At 70.4% G+C, this 16293-nt stretch carries 17 protein-coding genes; 7 read left to right on the plus strand and 10 right to left on the minus strand.

The window, feature by feature from the left end; genetic code table 11:
- Positions 1-27 precede the first annotated feature (27 nt).
- The 8 genes from EX88_RS0106835 to EX88_RS0106870 form a co-directional block, all read right to left on the minus strand.
- Positions 28-537, minus strand: a complete 510-nt coding sequence (locus EX88_RS0106835) for a hypothetical protein (protein WP_031371258.1) — start codon at positions 535-537, stop codon at positions 28-30.
- A gap of 149 nt (positions 538-686) precedes the next feature.
- Positions 687-1118 carry a phosphotransferase gene (locus EX88_RS0106840; protein WP_031371259.1) on the minus strand — a complete coding sequence of 144 codons (432 nt, stop codon included), beginning with the start codon at positions 1116-1118 and terminating at the stop codon, positions 687-689.
- On the minus strand, positions 1105-3447 hold the full coding sequence (locus EX88_RS0106845) for an MMPL family transporter (RefSeq protein WP_031371260.1): 2343 nt from the start codon (positions 3445-3447) through the stop codon (positions 1105-1107). Before EX88_RS0106845 ends, EX88_RS0106840 begins: the two co-directional genes overlap by 14 nt.
- Complete coding sequence (locus tag EX88_RS0106850) at positions 3447-4181, minus strand: LolA-related protein (protein ID WP_305067588.1); 735 nt, start codon at positions 4179-4181, stop codon at positions 3447-3449. The genes EX88_RS0106845 and EX88_RS0106850 overlap by 1 nt, the downstream gene beginning before the upstream one ends.
- Complete coding sequence (locus EX88_RS0106855) at positions 4096-5073, minus strand: acyltransferase (protein ID WP_031371262.1); 978 nt, start codon at positions 5071-5073, stop codon at positions 4096-4098. Before EX88_RS0106855 ends, EX88_RS0106850 begins: the two co-directional genes overlap by 86 nt.
- A complete protein-coding gene (locus EX88_RS0106860) occupies positions 5070-5375 on the minus strand; it encodes a dehydratase (protein ID WP_031371263.1) in 306 nt (101 codons plus the stop codon). The genes EX88_RS0106855 and EX88_RS0106860 overlap by 4 nt, the downstream gene beginning before the upstream one ends.
- A 163-nt stretch (positions 5376-5538) precedes the next feature.
- Positions 5539-6240, minus strand: coding sequence for a ketosynthase (locus EX88_RS0106865; RefSeq protein WP_235186212.1), 702 nt, complete (start codon positions 6238-6240; stop codon positions 5539-5541).
- Positions 6241-6299: 59 nt separating this feature from the next.
- Entirely contained in the window at positions 6300-6569 is a 270-nt protein-coding gene (locus tag EX88_RS0106870; RefSeq protein ID WP_031371265.1) for a phosphopantetheine-binding protein, read from the minus strand.
- 229 nt (positions 6570-6798) lie between these two features.
- On the opposite strand from EX88_RS0106870, the gene EX88_RS0106875 reads away from it, so the two are divergent.
- The 3 genes from EX88_RS0106875 (at position 6799) to EX88_RS0106885 (ending at position 9656) form a co-directional block, all read left to right on the plus strand.
- Entirely contained in the window at positions 6799-8199 is a 1401-nt protein-coding gene (locus EX88_RS0106875) for an NAD(P)/FAD-dependent oxidoreductase (protein ID WP_081930682.1), read from the plus strand.
- Positions 8200-8213: 14 nt separating this feature from the next.
- Complete coding sequence (locus EX88_RS0106880) at positions 8214-9215, plus strand: pteridine-dependent deoxygenase (protein ID WP_031371267.1); 1002 nt, start codon at positions 8214-8216, stop codon at positions 9213-9215.
- A gap of 192 nt (positions 9216-9407) precedes the next feature.
- A complete protein-coding gene (locus tag EX88_RS0106885; RefSeq protein ID WP_031371268.1) occupies positions 9408-9656 on the plus strand; it encodes a hypothetical protein in 249 nt (82 codons plus the stop codon).
- A gap of 199 nt (positions 9657-9855) precedes the next feature.
- Here the strand turns inward: EX88_RS0106885 and EX88_RS0106890 are convergent, their stop codons facing one another.
- On the minus strand, positions 9856-11418 hold the full coding sequence (locus EX88_RS0106890; protein ID WP_031371269.1) for a dipeptide ABC transporter ATP-binding protein: 1563 nt from the start codon (positions 11416-11418) through the stop codon (positions 9856-9858).
- On the minus strand, positions 11415-12275 hold the full coding sequence (locus tag EX88_RS0106895; protein WP_051884648.1) for an ABC transporter permease: 861 nt from the start codon (positions 12273-12275) through the stop codon (positions 11415-11417). The genes EX88_RS0106890 and EX88_RS0106895 overlap by 4 nt, the downstream gene beginning before the upstream one ends.
- A gap of 464 nt (positions 12276-12739) precedes the next feature.
- Here EX88_RS0106895 and EX88_RS0106900 point away from each other — a divergent pair, with 464 nt between their 5' ends.
- The 4 genes from EX88_RS0106900 to EX88_RS0106915 all read left to right on the plus strand — a co-directional run bounded on the left by EX88_RS0106900 (position 12740) and on the right by EX88_RS0106915 (position 16187).
- Positions 12740-13204, plus strand: coding sequence for an RrF2 family transcriptional regulator (locus EX88_RS0106900; protein ID WP_031371271.1), 465 nt, complete (start codon positions 12740-12742; stop codon positions 13202-13204).
- The gene (locus EX88_RS0106905; RefSeq protein ID WP_031371272.1) at positions 13201-13515 is read left to right on the plus strand and encodes a DUF2292 domain-containing protein; all 315 of its coding nucleotides are present in this window, start codon (positions 13201-13203) and stop codon (positions 13513-13515) included. Before EX88_RS0106900 ends, EX88_RS0106905 begins: the two co-directional genes overlap by 4 nt.
- 130 nt (positions 13516-13645) lie before the next feature.
- Positions 13646-15106 carry an OprO/OprP family phosphate-selective porin gene (locus EX88_RS0106910; RefSeq protein WP_051884652.1) on the plus strand — a complete coding sequence of 487 codons (1461 nt, stop codon included), beginning with the start codon at positions 13646-13648 and terminating at the stop codon, positions 15104-15106.
- Between the two features lie 79 nt (positions 15107-15185).
- Positions 15186-16187: a sulfate ABC transporter substrate-binding protein gene (locus EX88_RS0106915; protein WP_036148230.1), complete on the plus strand. Its 1002-nt coding sequence runs from the start codon at positions 15186-15188 to the stop codon at positions 16185-16187.
- The last annotated feature ends 106 nt before the right edge of the window (positions 16188-16293 follow it).

Genomic DNA, 16293 nt, shown 5'->3' on the forward strand with positions numbered 1-16293 from the left:
CAGCCGGTCTGTGGCACGGCTTCCGGCTCAGGTCGAAACGCGGAAACCGTCCGGGTACGGCGGGTCGCCCTCGCGGCCGTGCAGGTTGTCGATCTGCACCAGGCTGTGCTCGATCGCCTGCCCCTGCCCGTCGCAACGCAGGCGTTGCTCGCCGCGCCAGACCGCCCAGGCGCGCTCGTCGCCGTCCTCGTCCTCGCCGTCGACGGCAACCACCCACCATTCCAGGGTGCGCTGCGCATCCGGCGCCAACCGCATCGTCGCTAGCGCGTCGAAATCGAGTTCGATCCGGCCTTCGTCGGTAGCGGTGCCGAGCCATTGCGCGAAGATCGCCGAACGCCCGCCGGCGATGCGGAACATATCGACCCAGGTATTGGCCGGCATGTCTTCGTCGTAGGGCCGGTCGCAACGTTCGAGCCAGTGCAGGCGCGCGCCTTCGCGGCGGCCGAGAGCGATGCGCAGGCGCAAGCGATGGCCGATGCGGCCCTCGTCGATGGCGCGATGCGGGCCAAGGTCCTCGAAATGGAACTGCAGCGACATGCGCGACGCTCCCGGGCGCGATGCGGCACGGCCGCCGCATCTGCACTAGGAAACGCCGGCGCCGGCAGGGTGTGAATGCAGACGGCGCGATGCGCCGCAGCGCAGATTCGGTAGCGCGGACTCAGTGGAGCGGATTCAATGGCGCGGACTCAGTCCGGCCGCGCCATCACCGCGGCACGCCCCTGCGCGATCGGCACGCCGGCGTGGTGCAGCTCGAACTCGTACTGCCAGCTCTGGCCGGTGTCGATCAGCTTGTGCGCGCGGCCTTCGATCGCACCGGGCAGGTCGTCGAAACGCGCCAGGTGCAACTGCACGCCGCGCAGCGCCACCAGCACGCCGGGCTTGGCCACGCCGCCGTCACGGCGCGCGAGCAAACCGCCGTGCACGGCCATGGTCTGTGCGCCGTATTCGCACAGATGCACAGCGTGCAGGCGCCCGTCGCGACGCAGCGGATGGGCGGGGTCGCGATGCCCGTTCGTGCGCAGCACGATGCGCTCCTCGTCCCATTCGACGACTTCTTGCCACAGGCACATCAGGCCCTGGTGCGGGATCAGCGCGGCGATGGCCTCACGCGTGCGCATCGCCGGCCTCCATCGCCGCCGGTTCGCGCACGATCAACAAGGCCAGCACGAAGTTGAAAACGACGCCGAGCGCGACCGTGCTGCCGATCGCGCGCAACACCGGAATCGACGACAAACCCAGCAGCGCGAACACCAGCAGCGTGGTCAGGCTGCACACGATCACCGCGTGCAGGGTGCGCAGCTGTTCGGCGCGGTCGTCGCCGGCATGATCGAAGAACAGCGCGTAATCCAGGCCCAGGCCGGCGGCGAGGATCAGCGAGACCAGATGGAACAGGTTGAGTTCGATGCCCAGGCCGCGCAGCACCGCCAGGATCAGCAGGCTGCTCAAGGCCATCGGCGCCAGCACACGCAGCACCCGCCGCGGCGAGCGCAGGGCCACCCATACCGCAGCCGCGAGCAGCACGCCGGCCAGGCCCAAGGCCATCAGCACGCGGCCGCGGTAGTCGGCGACCAGCGATTCGGAAGCCTGCTTGAGATCGAGCAACTGGCCGCCGTGACGGCGCACCACGCTCGCGACCGCGGCCGGATCGTTGAGCCCGGTCAGCGACACCAGCGCGGTGGCATGGTCGCCGCGTTGCAACAGCAGGCCCTCGACGCTGACCGCGAGCGGCGTGCCGGCGAGGTCGCGCGGGGTCAGCGGCGGCGCCTGCCGCGCGCGTTCGACGTCGGCGAGGAAATCGGCGAAGGCATCGCTGCGGAACGGCGTCGCCGCGACGGCGGTGTCGAGCGCCGTGCGCAGGCTGGCCGCATCGGGCAGGCGCTGCTGGCGTTCGCGCTGGGTCTTGGCGCTCGGCAGATAACGCGCGGCGAGGTCGTAGCCGGCGATCGCGCCGCGCCGGCGCAGCGCCGGCAGCTCGGTCAGCAAGGCTTCCGAGGACTGCAAAGCGGCCTCGGCATCGCGGCCCTCGATGGCGATGACGTAACGCACGTCGGGCGCGCCGAGTTCGTCGCGCAACTGCGCATCGCGGGCGAGCGCGGCCGGCGGCACCGGGGTCAGCTTGGCCAGGTCGTTCTGCCAGAACGCGCCGGGCACGAACAGGATCACCGCCAGCGCCAGCGCGGCGATCAGCGACACGCCGGCCACGCCGAGCCGCGGCCAGCGCGCCAGCCGCGTCCACAGCCGCGCCAGCGCCGGCGAGCCGGCGGCGTCGCGCGGCGCCGGATCGATCAGCGCCGGCAGCACGAAACGCGTGGCGAGCGCGGCGGTGGCAAGGCCGACGATGGTGAACACCGCGAGTTGCTGCAGGCCGTCGACGCCGGAGACGAAGAAGGTCAGGTAGGCGATGCAGGTCGAGGTCACGCCGGTGCCGAGCGTCGGCCACAGGCTGCGCGCGCTCGCCCACGGCGACAGGCCAGGGCGTTGGTGACTGAACAAATGGATCGGATAGTCCTGGACCACGCCGATCAAAGTGAAACCGAAGGCGACGGTGATGCCGTGCACGCCGTCGAAGAGTGCGGCGACTGCACCGAGCCCGGCCAGGCCCGCGGTCGCCAGCGGCAGGCCGCCGAGCAGCGGCGCCTTCCAACTGCGGTAGGCCAGCCACAGCAACAGTACGAACACCAGGCTGTCGATGGTGCCGATCAGGCTCGCTTCGCGTTGGGTGCGCCCACCGATTTCGACCGAGAACGCACCCGGGCCGCTGATCGTCAGCCGCGCCGGGCTGGCGCCGCGCGCTTGCGCGAACGCGGCCTGGATCGCATCGAGCGCGCCTTGCTGGCCGGTCGGGTCGAAGCCGGCCGCGCGCGTCTCGATCGCCAGCAAGGCCTGCTTGCCGGCGCGGTCGAACCACACGCCGTGCTCGGTCTGCGGCGCCTGCGCCGGCTGCCAGGCCTCGGCCAGGCGCAGCATCTCCAGGGTGGGATCGCTCGGCAGCAGCGGCTCGATCAGCTCGCCGGCCGGCGAGCCGAGGTCCTGCACGCGGCTGTCGAGTTGCTCGCGCAAATAGGCGCTGTCGAGCGGCTGTTCGTCGAAGCTCGGCGTCAGCAGATAGCGGTACGGACGCAGGCGTTCCGGCACCGCCTCCAGCCCCTGCCCGGCGCCGTTGGCGACCAGCTTGAACTGCGGCTGCGCGGTCAGGCGTTCGCGCATCGCCGCCGATTGCGCGGCGAGAGTGGCCGGCTCATCGCCTTCGATCGCCAACAACAACAGACGCGAGCCCGGGCCTTCGCCGAGTTCGTCGATCAGCAGTTTCTGCGCCGGCGTCTGCGCGCTCGGCATGAAGCGGCGCAGATCGCCGCTGAGCTGCAGGCGGCTGCCGATCGCCCAGCCGGCGACCGCGAGCAGGGCCAGCCACAGCAGGGCGAGGGCGAGACGGCGCGCGGGCGTCATCAACGCGCCGCGCCGTGGCCGCGGCACAGCGCCGCCAACTGGCTCGCGTCGGCGACGCCGGCGGCGGCGCGCGCAGCGCTGGCCAACAAGGTGCGCTGTTGCTCGTTGCCGCGCGCCGGCCGGGTCTCGATGCAACGCAGCTCATCGTCGCGGCCGAGCAGGACGATCTCGCGCACGCGTGCGGCCAGACTGGCGTCCTTCGGGATCAGGCTGATCGTCCACTGCCGGCGCGTGCCCTCGGCGACCAGCCGGTAATGCTGTTCGAGCAAGGCGCGGTCGCCGCCGAGCAAGGCGCCGAAGCTGGCCTGCAAGGCGACCAGCTCGGGCGCGCGCGCCAGCGAGAAACGCCTGGGCGGCTTGCCGGGGCGGACGATGGCGACCTCGCCCTGGCCGGGCTTGGCGCCGGTGCGGATGCTGGTGGTCTCGGCGTAGGGCGCGCGCACTTCGCGCACCAGGGTGGTCGCGTCGGGACGACGGTACTCGCCGGACAGGCGCAACGGTGCTTTGAGCAGGGCCGAGCCGCGCACTTCGACGAAGTCGGTGCGGGCCGGGACCGGCTGCGCCAGGCGCGGCAGGATCCAGTCGGGATCGGCCGCGACCGCGGCTTCGGCGGCCGATGCCCCGGCCGGCACGCCCTGGGCGGCGGCCTCAGTAACCGGAGCGGCGCGCAGCGACCCGGCGCCGAGCATCAGCGCCAGGGTCCACGTGCAAGGCTTGATCAGCGTCATCGGCATGCCAGAAATCGTAGAAGTTGAACCAGTTGTAGGGGGCGCTGCGGGCTTGGGCCTGCAGGCGCTCGGCGTAACGCTGGACCAGTGCGGCAAGGATCGCCGGGCGGTTATGCCGCTCGATCGCCACACCCTCGCTGAACGTCTCGAACACCAGGTCGTAGCGCGCCCCCCCACGGTACAGGCCGAAGGCCAGCACCACCGGCACTTTCAGTGCCGCCGCGATCAGCCACGGCGCGCTCGGGAACTCGGCCGGCGCGCCGAGGAAGGAGGCGGTGGTATGCGGCTCGTGCGGCGCGGCGCGGTCGACCAGCAAGGCGACGATCGCGCCTTCGTCGGTGGCCTGCTTGATCGCGAACACGATCGAGGGGCCGTCCTGGCCGGCATCGATGACGGTGCGCGCGATCTGCGGATCCAGCGCGTCGAGCATCTCGGTCAGGGCCGGGTTATGGCCGCGGTCGAACACCACCCGCAGCTTCAGGCCGGGCCGACTGCGCGACAGCACCCGCAAGGCCTCGAAGCTGCCCAGGTGCGAGCCGAACAGCAGCAGGCCTTGGCCGCGGTCGAGATAGGGTTCGAGCTTGTCCAGGCCGTCCACGCGCACGTCGAACGGCGCCATGCGGCCGCTGAGCATGTACAGGCGATCGAGGATGGTCGCGGCGAAGGTGTGGATGTGGCGGGCGATGTCGAGCAAGCGCGGCGGACGGTCGAGCACCCGCGCCAGATAGTCGCGCGAGGCGCGCCGCTCCGGGCCGCGCACGATCAGGAAGTAGGCGACGATCGGATACAGGGTCAGGCGCGCGATCGAGCGCCCGCCGCGACGGGCGATGAAGCCGATCAGGCGGAAGGCGAGGCGGCCGCCGCCTTCGGGGCGTTGCTTCCAGTGCTCGCCGCTCATGCCGAAGCCTCGGTGATGGGCAGATCGGCGACGACTTCGCCGCTGGCGAGCAGGTCGTCGCCGCGGCGCACGCGAAAGCGCCAACGCGCCGCGCCCAGCGCGTCCAGTTCGACCTGCGCCGATTGCTCCGGCAACAAGGGCTGCAAGAACTTCACCTGCGGCAGACGCAATCCGTTCAGCGGCCCGTGCGCGGCTTCGACCGCGGCGATCACCTGCTCCAGCAGGACCACGCCAGGCACCAGCGGGCGCCCCGGGAAATGGCCGGGCAGGCAGGGATGATCGGACGGGATCGAGAACGGCATACAGGCGGGCGGCGGGGTCGGCGGTTGCGGCGAGGGTCACAGGATAAAGCACGCGCATTCAGCGGGGCGTCGAAATGCGACGGCGGCCCTTGAATTACTGGAATTCGCAGTGTGCGACGGTGCCCAAACGCAGCGCCTGCGCGGTATCGGCCAACGGCTCCGTTCAGGAGAACAGCTCGCGCCAGAAGCCCGGGCCGAGCTTGGCCATGCGGTGCATGAAGTCGAAGAAGCCGCTCTCCGGGCGCACCGGGAAACGGCGCTGCCGCACCAGGTATTCGCCGGCGAACATGCCGACGACGACGCCGTAGTTGATCAGGTTGGCGAACCAGGACCATTGCTCCTGGCTGATCGCGACCGGCGGCACCTGTCCCAGGCGCGCCAGCACGCCGTCGGGCACGGCGATCATCGCCAGGGCGCCGTTGACCAGCGCCAGCACCGTCAACACCACCGCCCACAGCGCGGTCAGGCGGCGGGTATAGCGATACAGCTCGGGCGACAAGGCCGACACCGGGCCTTCGTGCAGGGCCGCGACGATGCGCGTGATCAGGGCCTCGCGCGGCGCGCGCAGGCTGCGCCCGAACCACCACGCCAGCCAGCCGTTGAACAGCATCGGCGGCGCCAGCAACAACATCTGCGCGTAGGGGGTGAAGGCCGACGCGGCCAGGGCCGCGAGCAGGACCACGGTCGCCGCCCAGGCACGCCAGCGCAGGCCCAGCAAGCCGTCGATGGTCACGAACACGACCAGATCGGCCAGGGCCAATGCCGCCAGCGCGCCGCCGCCGTCGTGGCTGGCCCAATGCGCCAGCACCGGGTAGGCGATCGCCAGCAACAGGCGCGCGAGGGCGCTGGACGAAGGAGGGTTCACGTCGGCTCCGGGAACGGGCGCATGCACTGGCGGTTCGACGCCGCGCCGGCCGCCGGCGTTCAGGCGGCCCGCTGCTGCTCGATATGCGCCGACAGCGCGCGCAGCGAAGCGAAGATGCGGCGGTTCTCGTCGCTGTCGGAGCGCAGCTGGAAGCCGTAGCGCTTGGTGATCGCCAGGGCGAGTTCCAGTGCGTCGATCGAGTCCAGGCCGAGGCCTTCGTTGAACAGCGCCGCTTCCGGATCGATCTGCTCCGGTGCCACGTCTTCCAGGTTCAGGCTCTCGACCAGCAGCTGCGCCAGTTCGCGTTCGGCGGGGCTTTGTTCAGACATCGGGCGATCCGGTCACGGTGGGACAAGGGGCGCAACGATCCGCCATCGGCGCCGCAGGCGCAACCGCCGGGTGCGGCGAGCCCGCTGTTCGGCCCCACCCGGCAGCCGCTTCGGCCTGCGGCGGACCTGCGTTATCAGGCACTTGAGGCGTTGTGCCGAAGCGGCGCGACGACGCCGGCGCCCCGCCGCCGCTGCGCAGCGGGCCGAGGCGGCAGGCTATCATTTGCGCATGAATCCGCCCGACTCCGCGCCCGACGCGGCCGCACCGACGGCCACCGCTGCTTCCAGCACGGCCAGCCCCTCCCACGCCGCGCAGACCATCGACACCGATGTCCTGGTGATCGGCGGCGGCCCGGCCGGCACCACCGCGGCGACCCTGCTCGCCCGCAAGGGCTGGAAGGTGTTGCTGCTGGAAAAAGGCAGCCACCCGCGCTTCCACATCGGCGAGTCGCTGCTGCCGATGAACCTGGCCATCCTCGAGCGCCTCGGCGTGCTCGAACAGGTGCGCGCGATCGGCATCCACAAGCCCGGCGCCGAGTTCCCGATCGACGCCGAGCGCTACAACACCTTCCGCTTCGAGCGCGCGCTCAACCCGGTCTACGGCTACGCCTTCCAGGTCAAGCGCGAGGAATTCGACGAACTGCTGTTCCGCCACGCCCAGGCCAACGGCGTCGACGCCCGCGAACGGGTCAAGGTCGAGAAGATCGAGTTCGGCGCCGACGGCCGCCCGTCGATGGTTCACGCCCGCGGCGACGACGGCCGCGAGCTGCGGGTGCGCCCGCGCTACCTCGTCGACGGCAGCGGCCGCGACACCTTCCTCGGCGGCCAGCTCAAGCTCAAGCAGAAGAATCAGCTGCACCAGTCGGCGGCGATCTTCAGCCACTTCACCGGCGTGCAGCGCCGCGACGGCGAGGACGCCGGCAACATCACCGTGCAGCGTTTCGCCCACGGCTGGATGTGGCTGATCCCGCTGCAGCGCGACGTCATGAGCGTCGGCGCGGTGTGTTTCCCCGAATACCTCAAGCAACGCCGCGGCGACAGCGAAGGCTTCCTGATGCAGACGCTGGAGTCCGAGCCGTCGGTATGGCGGCGCATGCAGGGCGCACAGCGCTGCGGCGACGTCCATGTGACCGGCAACTATTCCTACACCTGCTCGCGTATGACCGGCCCGGGCTGGGTCATGGTCGGCGACGCCTACGCCTTCGTCGATCCGGTGTTCTCCTCCGGCGTCTACCTCGGCATGAACAGCGGCGAACAAGCCGCCTCGGTGGTCGACGGCGCCCTGCGCGAGCCGGCGCGCGAGACCGAACTGCAGGCGGCGATGGTCAAACGCCTCAAGCGCGGCCTGCGTCATTTCCAATGGTTCATCTATCGCTTCACCACGCCGGTGATGCGCGAGCTGTTCAACGCCCCGCGCAACTATTGGCAGATCGAGCAGGCGGTGATCTCGATGCTGGCCGGCGACGTGTTCGACAACCGCGAGGTGCTGCGCCGCCTGCGCGTGTTCCGCTTCGTCTATGCGATGACGGCGCTGCGCATGGCGCCGCAGGCGCTGCGCGGCTGGTGGCGGCGCAAGCGCCAGGTCGGCGTCGATTTCCGCGGCGACACCCTGCAACGGGGCAATCCGTGAGCGCGGCCGAAGCCATGTTGGCGATGCCGCCGCAACTGCAGGTCGACTACGTCGCGGCCACGCCGGCCGAGTTGCTCGCCCAGGACGACACCCTGGCGGTATTCGGCTTCGGCGCGCAGGCGCCGCAGCACGACGACCCGCGTTATCTGCGCGTGGCCCTGGAACCGTTCGGCGACCGGCGCCTGGAGCGCTGGCGCGGCCGCGGCCCGGTGATCAAGGGCCGCGACGGCGACCTGGCCTGGTCGGAAGACGGCGCGCTGCAGTTCGGCGTGATCGAATTCGACGAGCCCGAACCGCTGCCGGGCGAAGCCACCAACGGCGAGATCGCGCGCGCCGCCGAATACCTGTACCGCAAGTTGCTCGCCTTCACGCAAGCGCGCGGCTATCCGCATTTGTTGCGGATCTGGAACTACCTCGACGGCATCACCCTCGGCCACGGCGACGAAGAGCGCTACCGCGTGTTCTGCGTCGGCCGCGCCAAGGGCCTGGGCGATTTCGACATCGCGCGCCTGCCGGCGGCGACCGCGATCGGCCGCGTCGACGGCGCGCGCCGCTTGCAGGTGTATTGGCTGGCCTCGCGCACGCCCGGCACGCCGCTGGAAAACCCGCGCCAGGTCAGCGCCTATCGCTACCCGCGCCAGTACGGCCCGCAGCCGCCGAGCTTCGCCCGCGCCATGCTGCCGCCGCAGCCGGCGGCGATGCCGCTGCTGTTGTCGGGCACCGCGGCAGTGGTCGGCCACGAGTCCAGGCATGCCGATTCGGTGCTGGCCCAGCTCGACGAAACCCTGGCCAACTTCGACAGCCTGCTCGGCGTCGCCCGCCAGCGCCAGCCGCAGTTGTCGAGCGCGTTCGGCGGCGGCTCCTGCCTGAAGGTGTACGTGCGCGACGTCGAGGAGATCGACAACGTCGCCGCCGCGCTCGACCGCCGCTTCGGCGATCGGGTGCCGCGCATCCTGCTGCACGCGGCGATCTGCCGCTACGAACTGCGCGTGGAGATCGACGGCTCGCACGGCTGACGCGCCGCCGTGCAAACGCCGCCGGGCTTGTTCGCGGCCGGCAACCTCGATGCAGCGGCGCCTCAGGGCGCCGTTTGCGCCTGAATTCGCGCCGACGCCCATCGGTCCCGGCCACCTGTGGCACTTGAAATCGGCCCGCCAGACGCTACGTTGCGCATGTGGCCAAACGGGCCGACTGCGGAGTACGACACGATGGGATTGATCAGCCTGCTCTGGGGCATCGTCGCGCTGCTGTGGATGATCCTCGCCCTGATCCCGCTGCTGGGCTGGGGCAACTGGTTCCTGATCCCGTTCGCCGCGGTCGGCGCGATCATCGCCGCGATCGGAGTGCTGTTCACCAGCTCGGAAAAGAACGGCCGCGCCAAGACCGGCCTGCTGCTCAACGCCATCGTGATCGTGGTCGGCGTGGTCCGCCTGGGCATCGGCGGCGGCATCGTCTGAGCGCGACCGCCTGAGCGGAGGCTTCATTCGAGAGCGATCGCCTGAGCGGCGACCGCATTCGAATCCGTTCGCTGAGCCGCGACCGCGCCGCTCAGCCCGATACGGCGATGCAGTGGCGCGATCGTCGCGCCCGATCCTGCGCTATCGATGCTCCGGGCCGAAATCCGGTTCGGACGGTTCGTGAGCGCGAAGCTCGGGCTCAGGCCTGGTCGAGCGCGGTTTTCGGACGCGCGGCGAGCAAGGCCTGCGTGTGCGCGTGTTGCGGCGCGCGCAGCACCTGCGCGGTCGGCCCGGTCTCGACGATGCGGCCGGCTTCGAGCACGGCGATGCGTTCGGCCACCGCCGCCGCCGCGGCGAGGTCGTGAGTCACGAACAACAAGGCCAGGCCGCGTTCGCGCTTGAGCCGCGCGAGCAGAGCCAAAATCGCCGCGCGGTGATGCGCGTCCAGGGCCGACACCGCTTCGTCGCAGACCAACAGTTCGGGATCGGTCGCCAGTGCGCGCGCGATCGCGATGCGCTGGCGCTGGCCGCCGGAGAACTGGTGCGGATAGCGATCCAGCATGGCCTCGTCCAGCCCGACCGCCTGCATCAATGCGGCGGCATGACGGCGACGCGCGGCGGCATCGCCGCGAGCGTGGATGCGCAAGGGTTCGGCCACGATCTCGCCGATGCGCAGGCGCGGATCGAGCGAGGCGTAGGGGTCCTGGAACACGACCCCGGTGCGTGCGCGCAAGCGGCGCAAGGCGCGCGCGTCGAGACCGCCGAGATCGGTGCCGTCGATCGACACCCGGCCCTGCGCGCCGCGCAACAGGCGCAGCAACACGCGGCCGAGCGTGCTCTTGCCGCTGCCGCTCTCGCCGACCAGGGCCAGGCCCTCGCCGCGGCGCAGCTCGATGTCGACACCGTCGAGCGCGCTGTGCGCGGCGCGCGGATAGCGCATGCGCAGGCCTTCGCCGCGCAGCAACACCGGCTCCTCCGACGCACGCTCCGGTAAAGCCTCGATGCGGTCGGCGGCGAGCAGTTCGCGCGTATAGGCCTGGGTCGGCGCGGCGAACACCGCGGCGGTGTCGCCGCGTTCGACCACCGCACCGCGCTGCAGCACCAGCAATTGCTGCGCGTAGGCGCCGACCAGCGGCAAGTCGTGACTGATCAGCAACAACGCCAGGCGATCCTCGCGACGCAGGCGGTCGAGCAGGTCGAGGATGTCGCGGGCGATGCGCGCATCCAAGGCCGAGGTCGGTTCGTCGGCGATCAACACCCGCGGCTGGGTCGCCAAGGCCAAAGCGATCGCGATGCGCTGGCGCTGGCCGCCGGAAAACTGGTGCGGATAGCGCCGCAGCGCGTTCGCCGGGTCCGGCAATTGCACGCGCTCGAACAAGGCCAGCGCACGTTCGCGCGCGGCCGCCGCCGACAAGCCGCAGACCGCGCGCAGGGTTTCGTCGAGTTGCGCACCGACGCGACGCAGCGGATGCAGGGCCGCAAGCGGGTCCTGCGGCACCCAGGCCAGGCTGCGGCCGCGCAGGCGCGCGTGCGCGGCGCCGCCGAGGGCGATGCTTTCGCCGTCGACCTGCAGGCGCCCTTCGCCGCGCAGCTCCGGCGGCAACAGGCCGAGCAGCGCGAGCGCGGTCAGGCTCTTGCCGCTGCCGCTTTCGCCGACCACGCCGAGGCATTCGCCGGCGTGCAGTTGCAGATCGAGCGGCCCGAGCAAGCCGTGCGCGCGCGTCGCCACCGTCAGCGCCTGCAAACGCAACAACGCGCTCATGCGGCCGCCGCCCCGACCTTGGCGCCGCCGTCGCCGGCGTCGCCGCGCACGTCGAGCCAATCACGCAGGCCGTCGCCGAGAAACTGGAACGCCGCCAGGGTCGCGACCAGGAACCCGGCCGGGAACAACAAGGTCCACGGTGCGCTGTCGAGCTCCTGCACGCCTTCGGCGAGCAGGCCGCCCCAACTCGACGAGGGCTCGTCGATCGACAGGCCGAGGAAGCCGAGGAAGCTTTCGACCAGGATCGCCTGCGGCAGGATCAGGCCGAGATACACGAACGCCAGCGGCAACAGATTCGGCAGCACATGCCAGCGCAGGCGCTGGCCGAAACTCGCCCCGGTCGCTTGCGCGGCGAGCACGAACGGCGCCTCGCGCAGGCGCGCGGCCTCGGCGCGCATCACCCGCGCCAGGTCGATCCAGACATACCCGCCGATCGCCGCGAGCAGCAGCAACAGCGAGCGCTCGAACAGGGTCAGCAACAGGATCACCACCAGCAGGAACGGCAGCGCCGAGAACACGTCGAGCACCCGCAGCATCGCGCGCTCGACGCGGCCGCCGGCGAGCCCGGCGATGGCGCCGTAGCCCAAGCCGATGACCAGGGCGACCACGCTGGCGAGCAAGCCGATGCCGAGCGAGAGGCGGCCGCCGGCGAGCGTGCGCGCGAACACGTCGCGGCCGATCGCGTCGGTGCCGAACCAGTGCCCGGCCGTGCCCGGCCGCACCGACAGCGCGTCCCAGTCGGGCAGGATCGGCCCGTAGCGACCCAGCGCCGGCGCGAGCCAGCAGGCGGTGGCGAGCGCGGCGAGCACCAGCAAGCAGGTGCGGGCGAGCGGCGGAAGCGAGGCGAGAGAACGCATGGGCGCTCATCCTAACGGCTTCGTGGGCGAACCGGTCCGGCAGAGCGGCGGTGTATCCGCGCCTTACTTCCTATCGACCTACTCCATTCCCCACTTTGAAAAAGGGAGTTAAGGGGGATTTGCCTTTGGCCTTGCTCCCGCTTCGACCGGATCACCGCGACCTGCCCGCAAATCCCCCGGCGCAGCCGCAACCTAGTTTCGCCATGCAACGCAGGCGCCAGCCCCCTTTTGCAAAGGGGGCGAATCATCTGCGCGCCCCAGATCGACCGCGCCCCTCGGATCGTCCGTATCCGGCCGAAGCATTCCCCCTTTTGGAAAAGGGGGGAGGGGGGATTTGCCTTTAGCTTTTGCCTCGCCCCCATCGCGACCTGCCCCCACATAGCCCCAGGTCATAAGCAGATGAGGCAATACCTTTTCCCCTGGGCCACCGGTCGCGGCCACATTCCCTACATGGTGAATGGGAAATGCTGACGATGAAGGCCAAGTACGCACTGCGCGCGATGTGCGCGCTGGCGCGTGCCGACGGCGGCCGGCTCCGGGGCGGACGGCTGCAGGCGCGCACGATCGCCGAACACAGCCGCGCACCCGGCAAGTTCCTCGAGACCATCCTGGTCGATCTGCGCCAGGCCGGTTTCATCGACAGCCGGCGCGGCCAGAAAGGCGGCCACGCCCTGGCCCGCCCGGCCGATCAGATCATGATCGGCGACCTGATCCGCGCCATCGACGGCCCCCTGGCGCCGGTGCGTTGCGCCAGTGTCAGCGCCTACCAGCCCTGCTCCGACTGTCCCGACCCCGACGCCTGCAGCCTGCGTTCGCTGATGCGCGAGGCGCGCGACGCGATCTCCGACGTGCTCGACCGGCGCAGCCTGCACGAGCTGGCCCTGGCGCCCGGTTCGAGCCTGGCCGCGCTGGCCGGAGACGGCCCGTGAGCCGGCATGTGCCGGGCGAGCGCGGCGCCGGCCGCCGGGTCCGCACGCCGGCCGAACCGCGCCAGCACGATCAGCGCCAGCCCGAACGCGCCGCCGCGCGCCGGGCCGATGCCGCCGCCGACCGGCCGGCACCGACCGTCGAACCCGAGATCAACATCGTCAACCTCAGCGACAGCGAGTACCAGTTGCTGACCGCGGTGCGCGAACTCGGCCAGGGCCAGATCGAAGTCGTCGTGCACAGCTCGCGCATCGTCCAGATCACCCGCAGCCAACGCCTGCCGGTGGCGCCGACACGGGCCCCGCGTCCGTGAGCCGCACGCGCTGTCGACGCCGCTAATCCATCTCCGCCGCCGTCGCCGCGGCCGCTCGACCTCCACCCACCCGCTATCGGCCCGATCGATGGGCCCGCCGACTGTCCAGTCACCGCTGAAGGAGCACGACATGCAAACCCGGGTTCGACTTGCGAACGCAACGCCTACCGCGACCCCTTGGCTGTGGGGCGCGCTGGCGTGTGCGCTCGCCTTGCCGGCCCAGGCGCAAACCGCTCCGCCCACGGTCGAAGAGCTGGCCCAGCGTCTGCGCGAGATCGAACGACGCCTGGGCGGCGGCGAGGCCGTCGCCGGCGCCGCCGCCGACAGCGGCAACCTGAGCGATCTCGATCAACGCCTGCGGGTGATCGAACGCCGCCTGGAACTGCAAGCCGAGGAAAGCGCGGCCAAGGCCGCGAGCACGCCGACGGTGACGCTCAGCGCGAGCAAGGGGCTGGCGGTGAAATCGCCGCCGCCGGGCGACGTCGAACTGAAGTTCAAGGCGCTGGTCCAGGCCGATGGCCGCTTCTTCATCGGCGACGACACGGTGCCGCAGAACGACACGTTTCTGTTCCGCCGGATCATGCCGACCATCGAAGGCAGTTGGGGTTCGCTGGTCGGCTTCCGCCTGACCCCGGAATTCGCCGGCGACAGCGCGACCATCGCCGACGCTTACCTGGATCTGAAGTTCGACCCGCGCGCGACCGTGCGCATCGGCAAGTTCAAGAGCCCGGTCGGGCTGGAACGCCTGCAGTCCAGCGGTTCGACCGCCTTGATCGAACTCGGCCTGGCTTCGGAACTCACGCCCAACCGCGACCTCGGCGTGCAATTGCAAGGCGAGTTCGCGCAGTCGACGGTGTCGTACGCGCTCGGCGTCTACAACGGCGCGGTCGACGGCCGCGACAGCCCGACGGTGAACCCCGACAACGACTTCGAGCTCGCCGGACGCCTGTTCTTCGAGCCGTGGAAGAACGACAGCAACGCACTCTCGGGCCTGGGCTTCGGCCTCGCCGGCAGCCGCGGCGACAAGCAGGGCAGCGGCAATAACTTCCTGCCGCGCTACCGCACCCCGGGGCAGACGCAGTTCTTCAACTACCGCGGCACCGCGCTGGCCGACGGCGCGCACACGCGTTGGTCGCCGCAGGTCTGGTACTACCGCAACGCCTTCAGCGTGCTCGGCGAATATGTGAGCTCCAGCCAGGAAGTGCGCATCGGCGCGGTCGCCGACGAACTCGACCATCGCGCCTGGCAAGTCACCACCGGCTACGTGCTGACCGGCGAGGACGCCGGCTACAAGGGCGTGGCCCGGCCTAACCATCCGTTTACGGTCGGTGGTGCAGGCTGGGGCGCGTTCGAACTGGTCGCACGCTACGGGCGCCTGGAGATCGACGACGCCGCTTTCCCGCGCTTCGCCGATCGCAACGCCGTCGCCGCCGCGGCGCGTTCGTGGGGCCTGGGCCTGAATTGGTACCTGACCGGCAACCTCAAGCTGGTCGCCAACTACACCCAGACCGAATTCGACGGCGGTGCCGCCGCCGGCCGCGATCGCGAAGACGAAAAGGCCTTCTTCACCCGCGCCCAGCTCGCCTTCTGACGCCGGCGATCGCAAGACCCCGGTTTCGAATTCCCATATCCCGTTCGCCCCCAGTTCGCCCCACGCACAGGACTTACCGATGAAAACCACCCTCCGCCTGATGTTGCTCGGCCTGGCCCTCTCCGCCGCCTGCGCGTCGGCCAAAGACGTCGAATTGCTCAACGTGTCCTACGACCCCACCCGCGAGTTCTACGCCGAGGTCAACCAGGTCTTCGCCGCGCAGTGGAAACAGCAGACCGGCGAGATCCTCAACCTGCGCGCCTCGCACGGCGGCTCGGGCAAGCAGGCGCGCTCGGTCGTCGATGGCCTCGAAGCCGACGTGGTGACCCTGGCGCTGGCCGGCGACATCGACACCATCGCCAACGCCAAGCAGTTGCCGGCCAATTGGCAGACGCGTCTGCCGCACCAGAGCTCGCCTTACACCTCGACCATCGTGTTCCTGGTGCGCAAGGGCAACCCGAAGCGCATCAAGGACTGGGGCGACCTGACCCAGGCCGGCCTCGGCGTGATCACCCCGAACCCGAAGACCTCCGGCGGTGCGCGCTGGAATTACCTGGCCGCCTGGGCCTGGGCCTCGACCAAATATCGCGATGGCGACAAAGTCGTCGACTACCTCACCCAGTTGTTCAAGAACGTACCCGTGCTCGACACCGGCGCGCGCGGCTCGACCACGACCTTCGTCGATCGCGGCATCGGCGACGTATTGCTGGCCTGGGAGAACGAGGCCTTGTTGACCTTGGAGCAGCCGGCCAACCGCGGCAAGTACGAAATCGTCGTGCCGAGCCTGAGCATCAAGGCCGAACCGCCGGTGGCCTGGGTCGACAAGAACGTCGACAAGCACGGCACCCGCAAGCAGGCCGAGGCCTATCTGCGCTTCCTGTACACCCCCGAAGGCCAACGCCTCGCCGCCAAGCACGGCTACCGTCCGGCCGAGCCCGACAAGGTGTCGGCCGCCGACCTCGCCAAGTTCCCGGCGGTGAAGCAGGTCACCATCGACAGCGCGTTCGGCGGTTGGAAGAAAGCCCAGGCCGCGCATTTCTCCGACGGCGGCTTCTTCGACAAGATCTATCTGCCGAAGTAAACCGTACACGACGGGACATGGCTTGCCTTCGCAAAGGGCAAGCGGCCGGCCTCGCGCATCGCGACGCCGGCACGAGCCGCGACACCGAACGGTGCCGCGGCTCTTT

Origin of the sequence: Lysobacter antibioticus, assembly GCF_000731095.1 — a bacterium.
GTDB lineage: Bacteria > Pseudomonadota > Gammaproteobacteria > Xanthomonadales > Xanthomonadaceae > Lysobacter > Lysobacter antibioticus_B.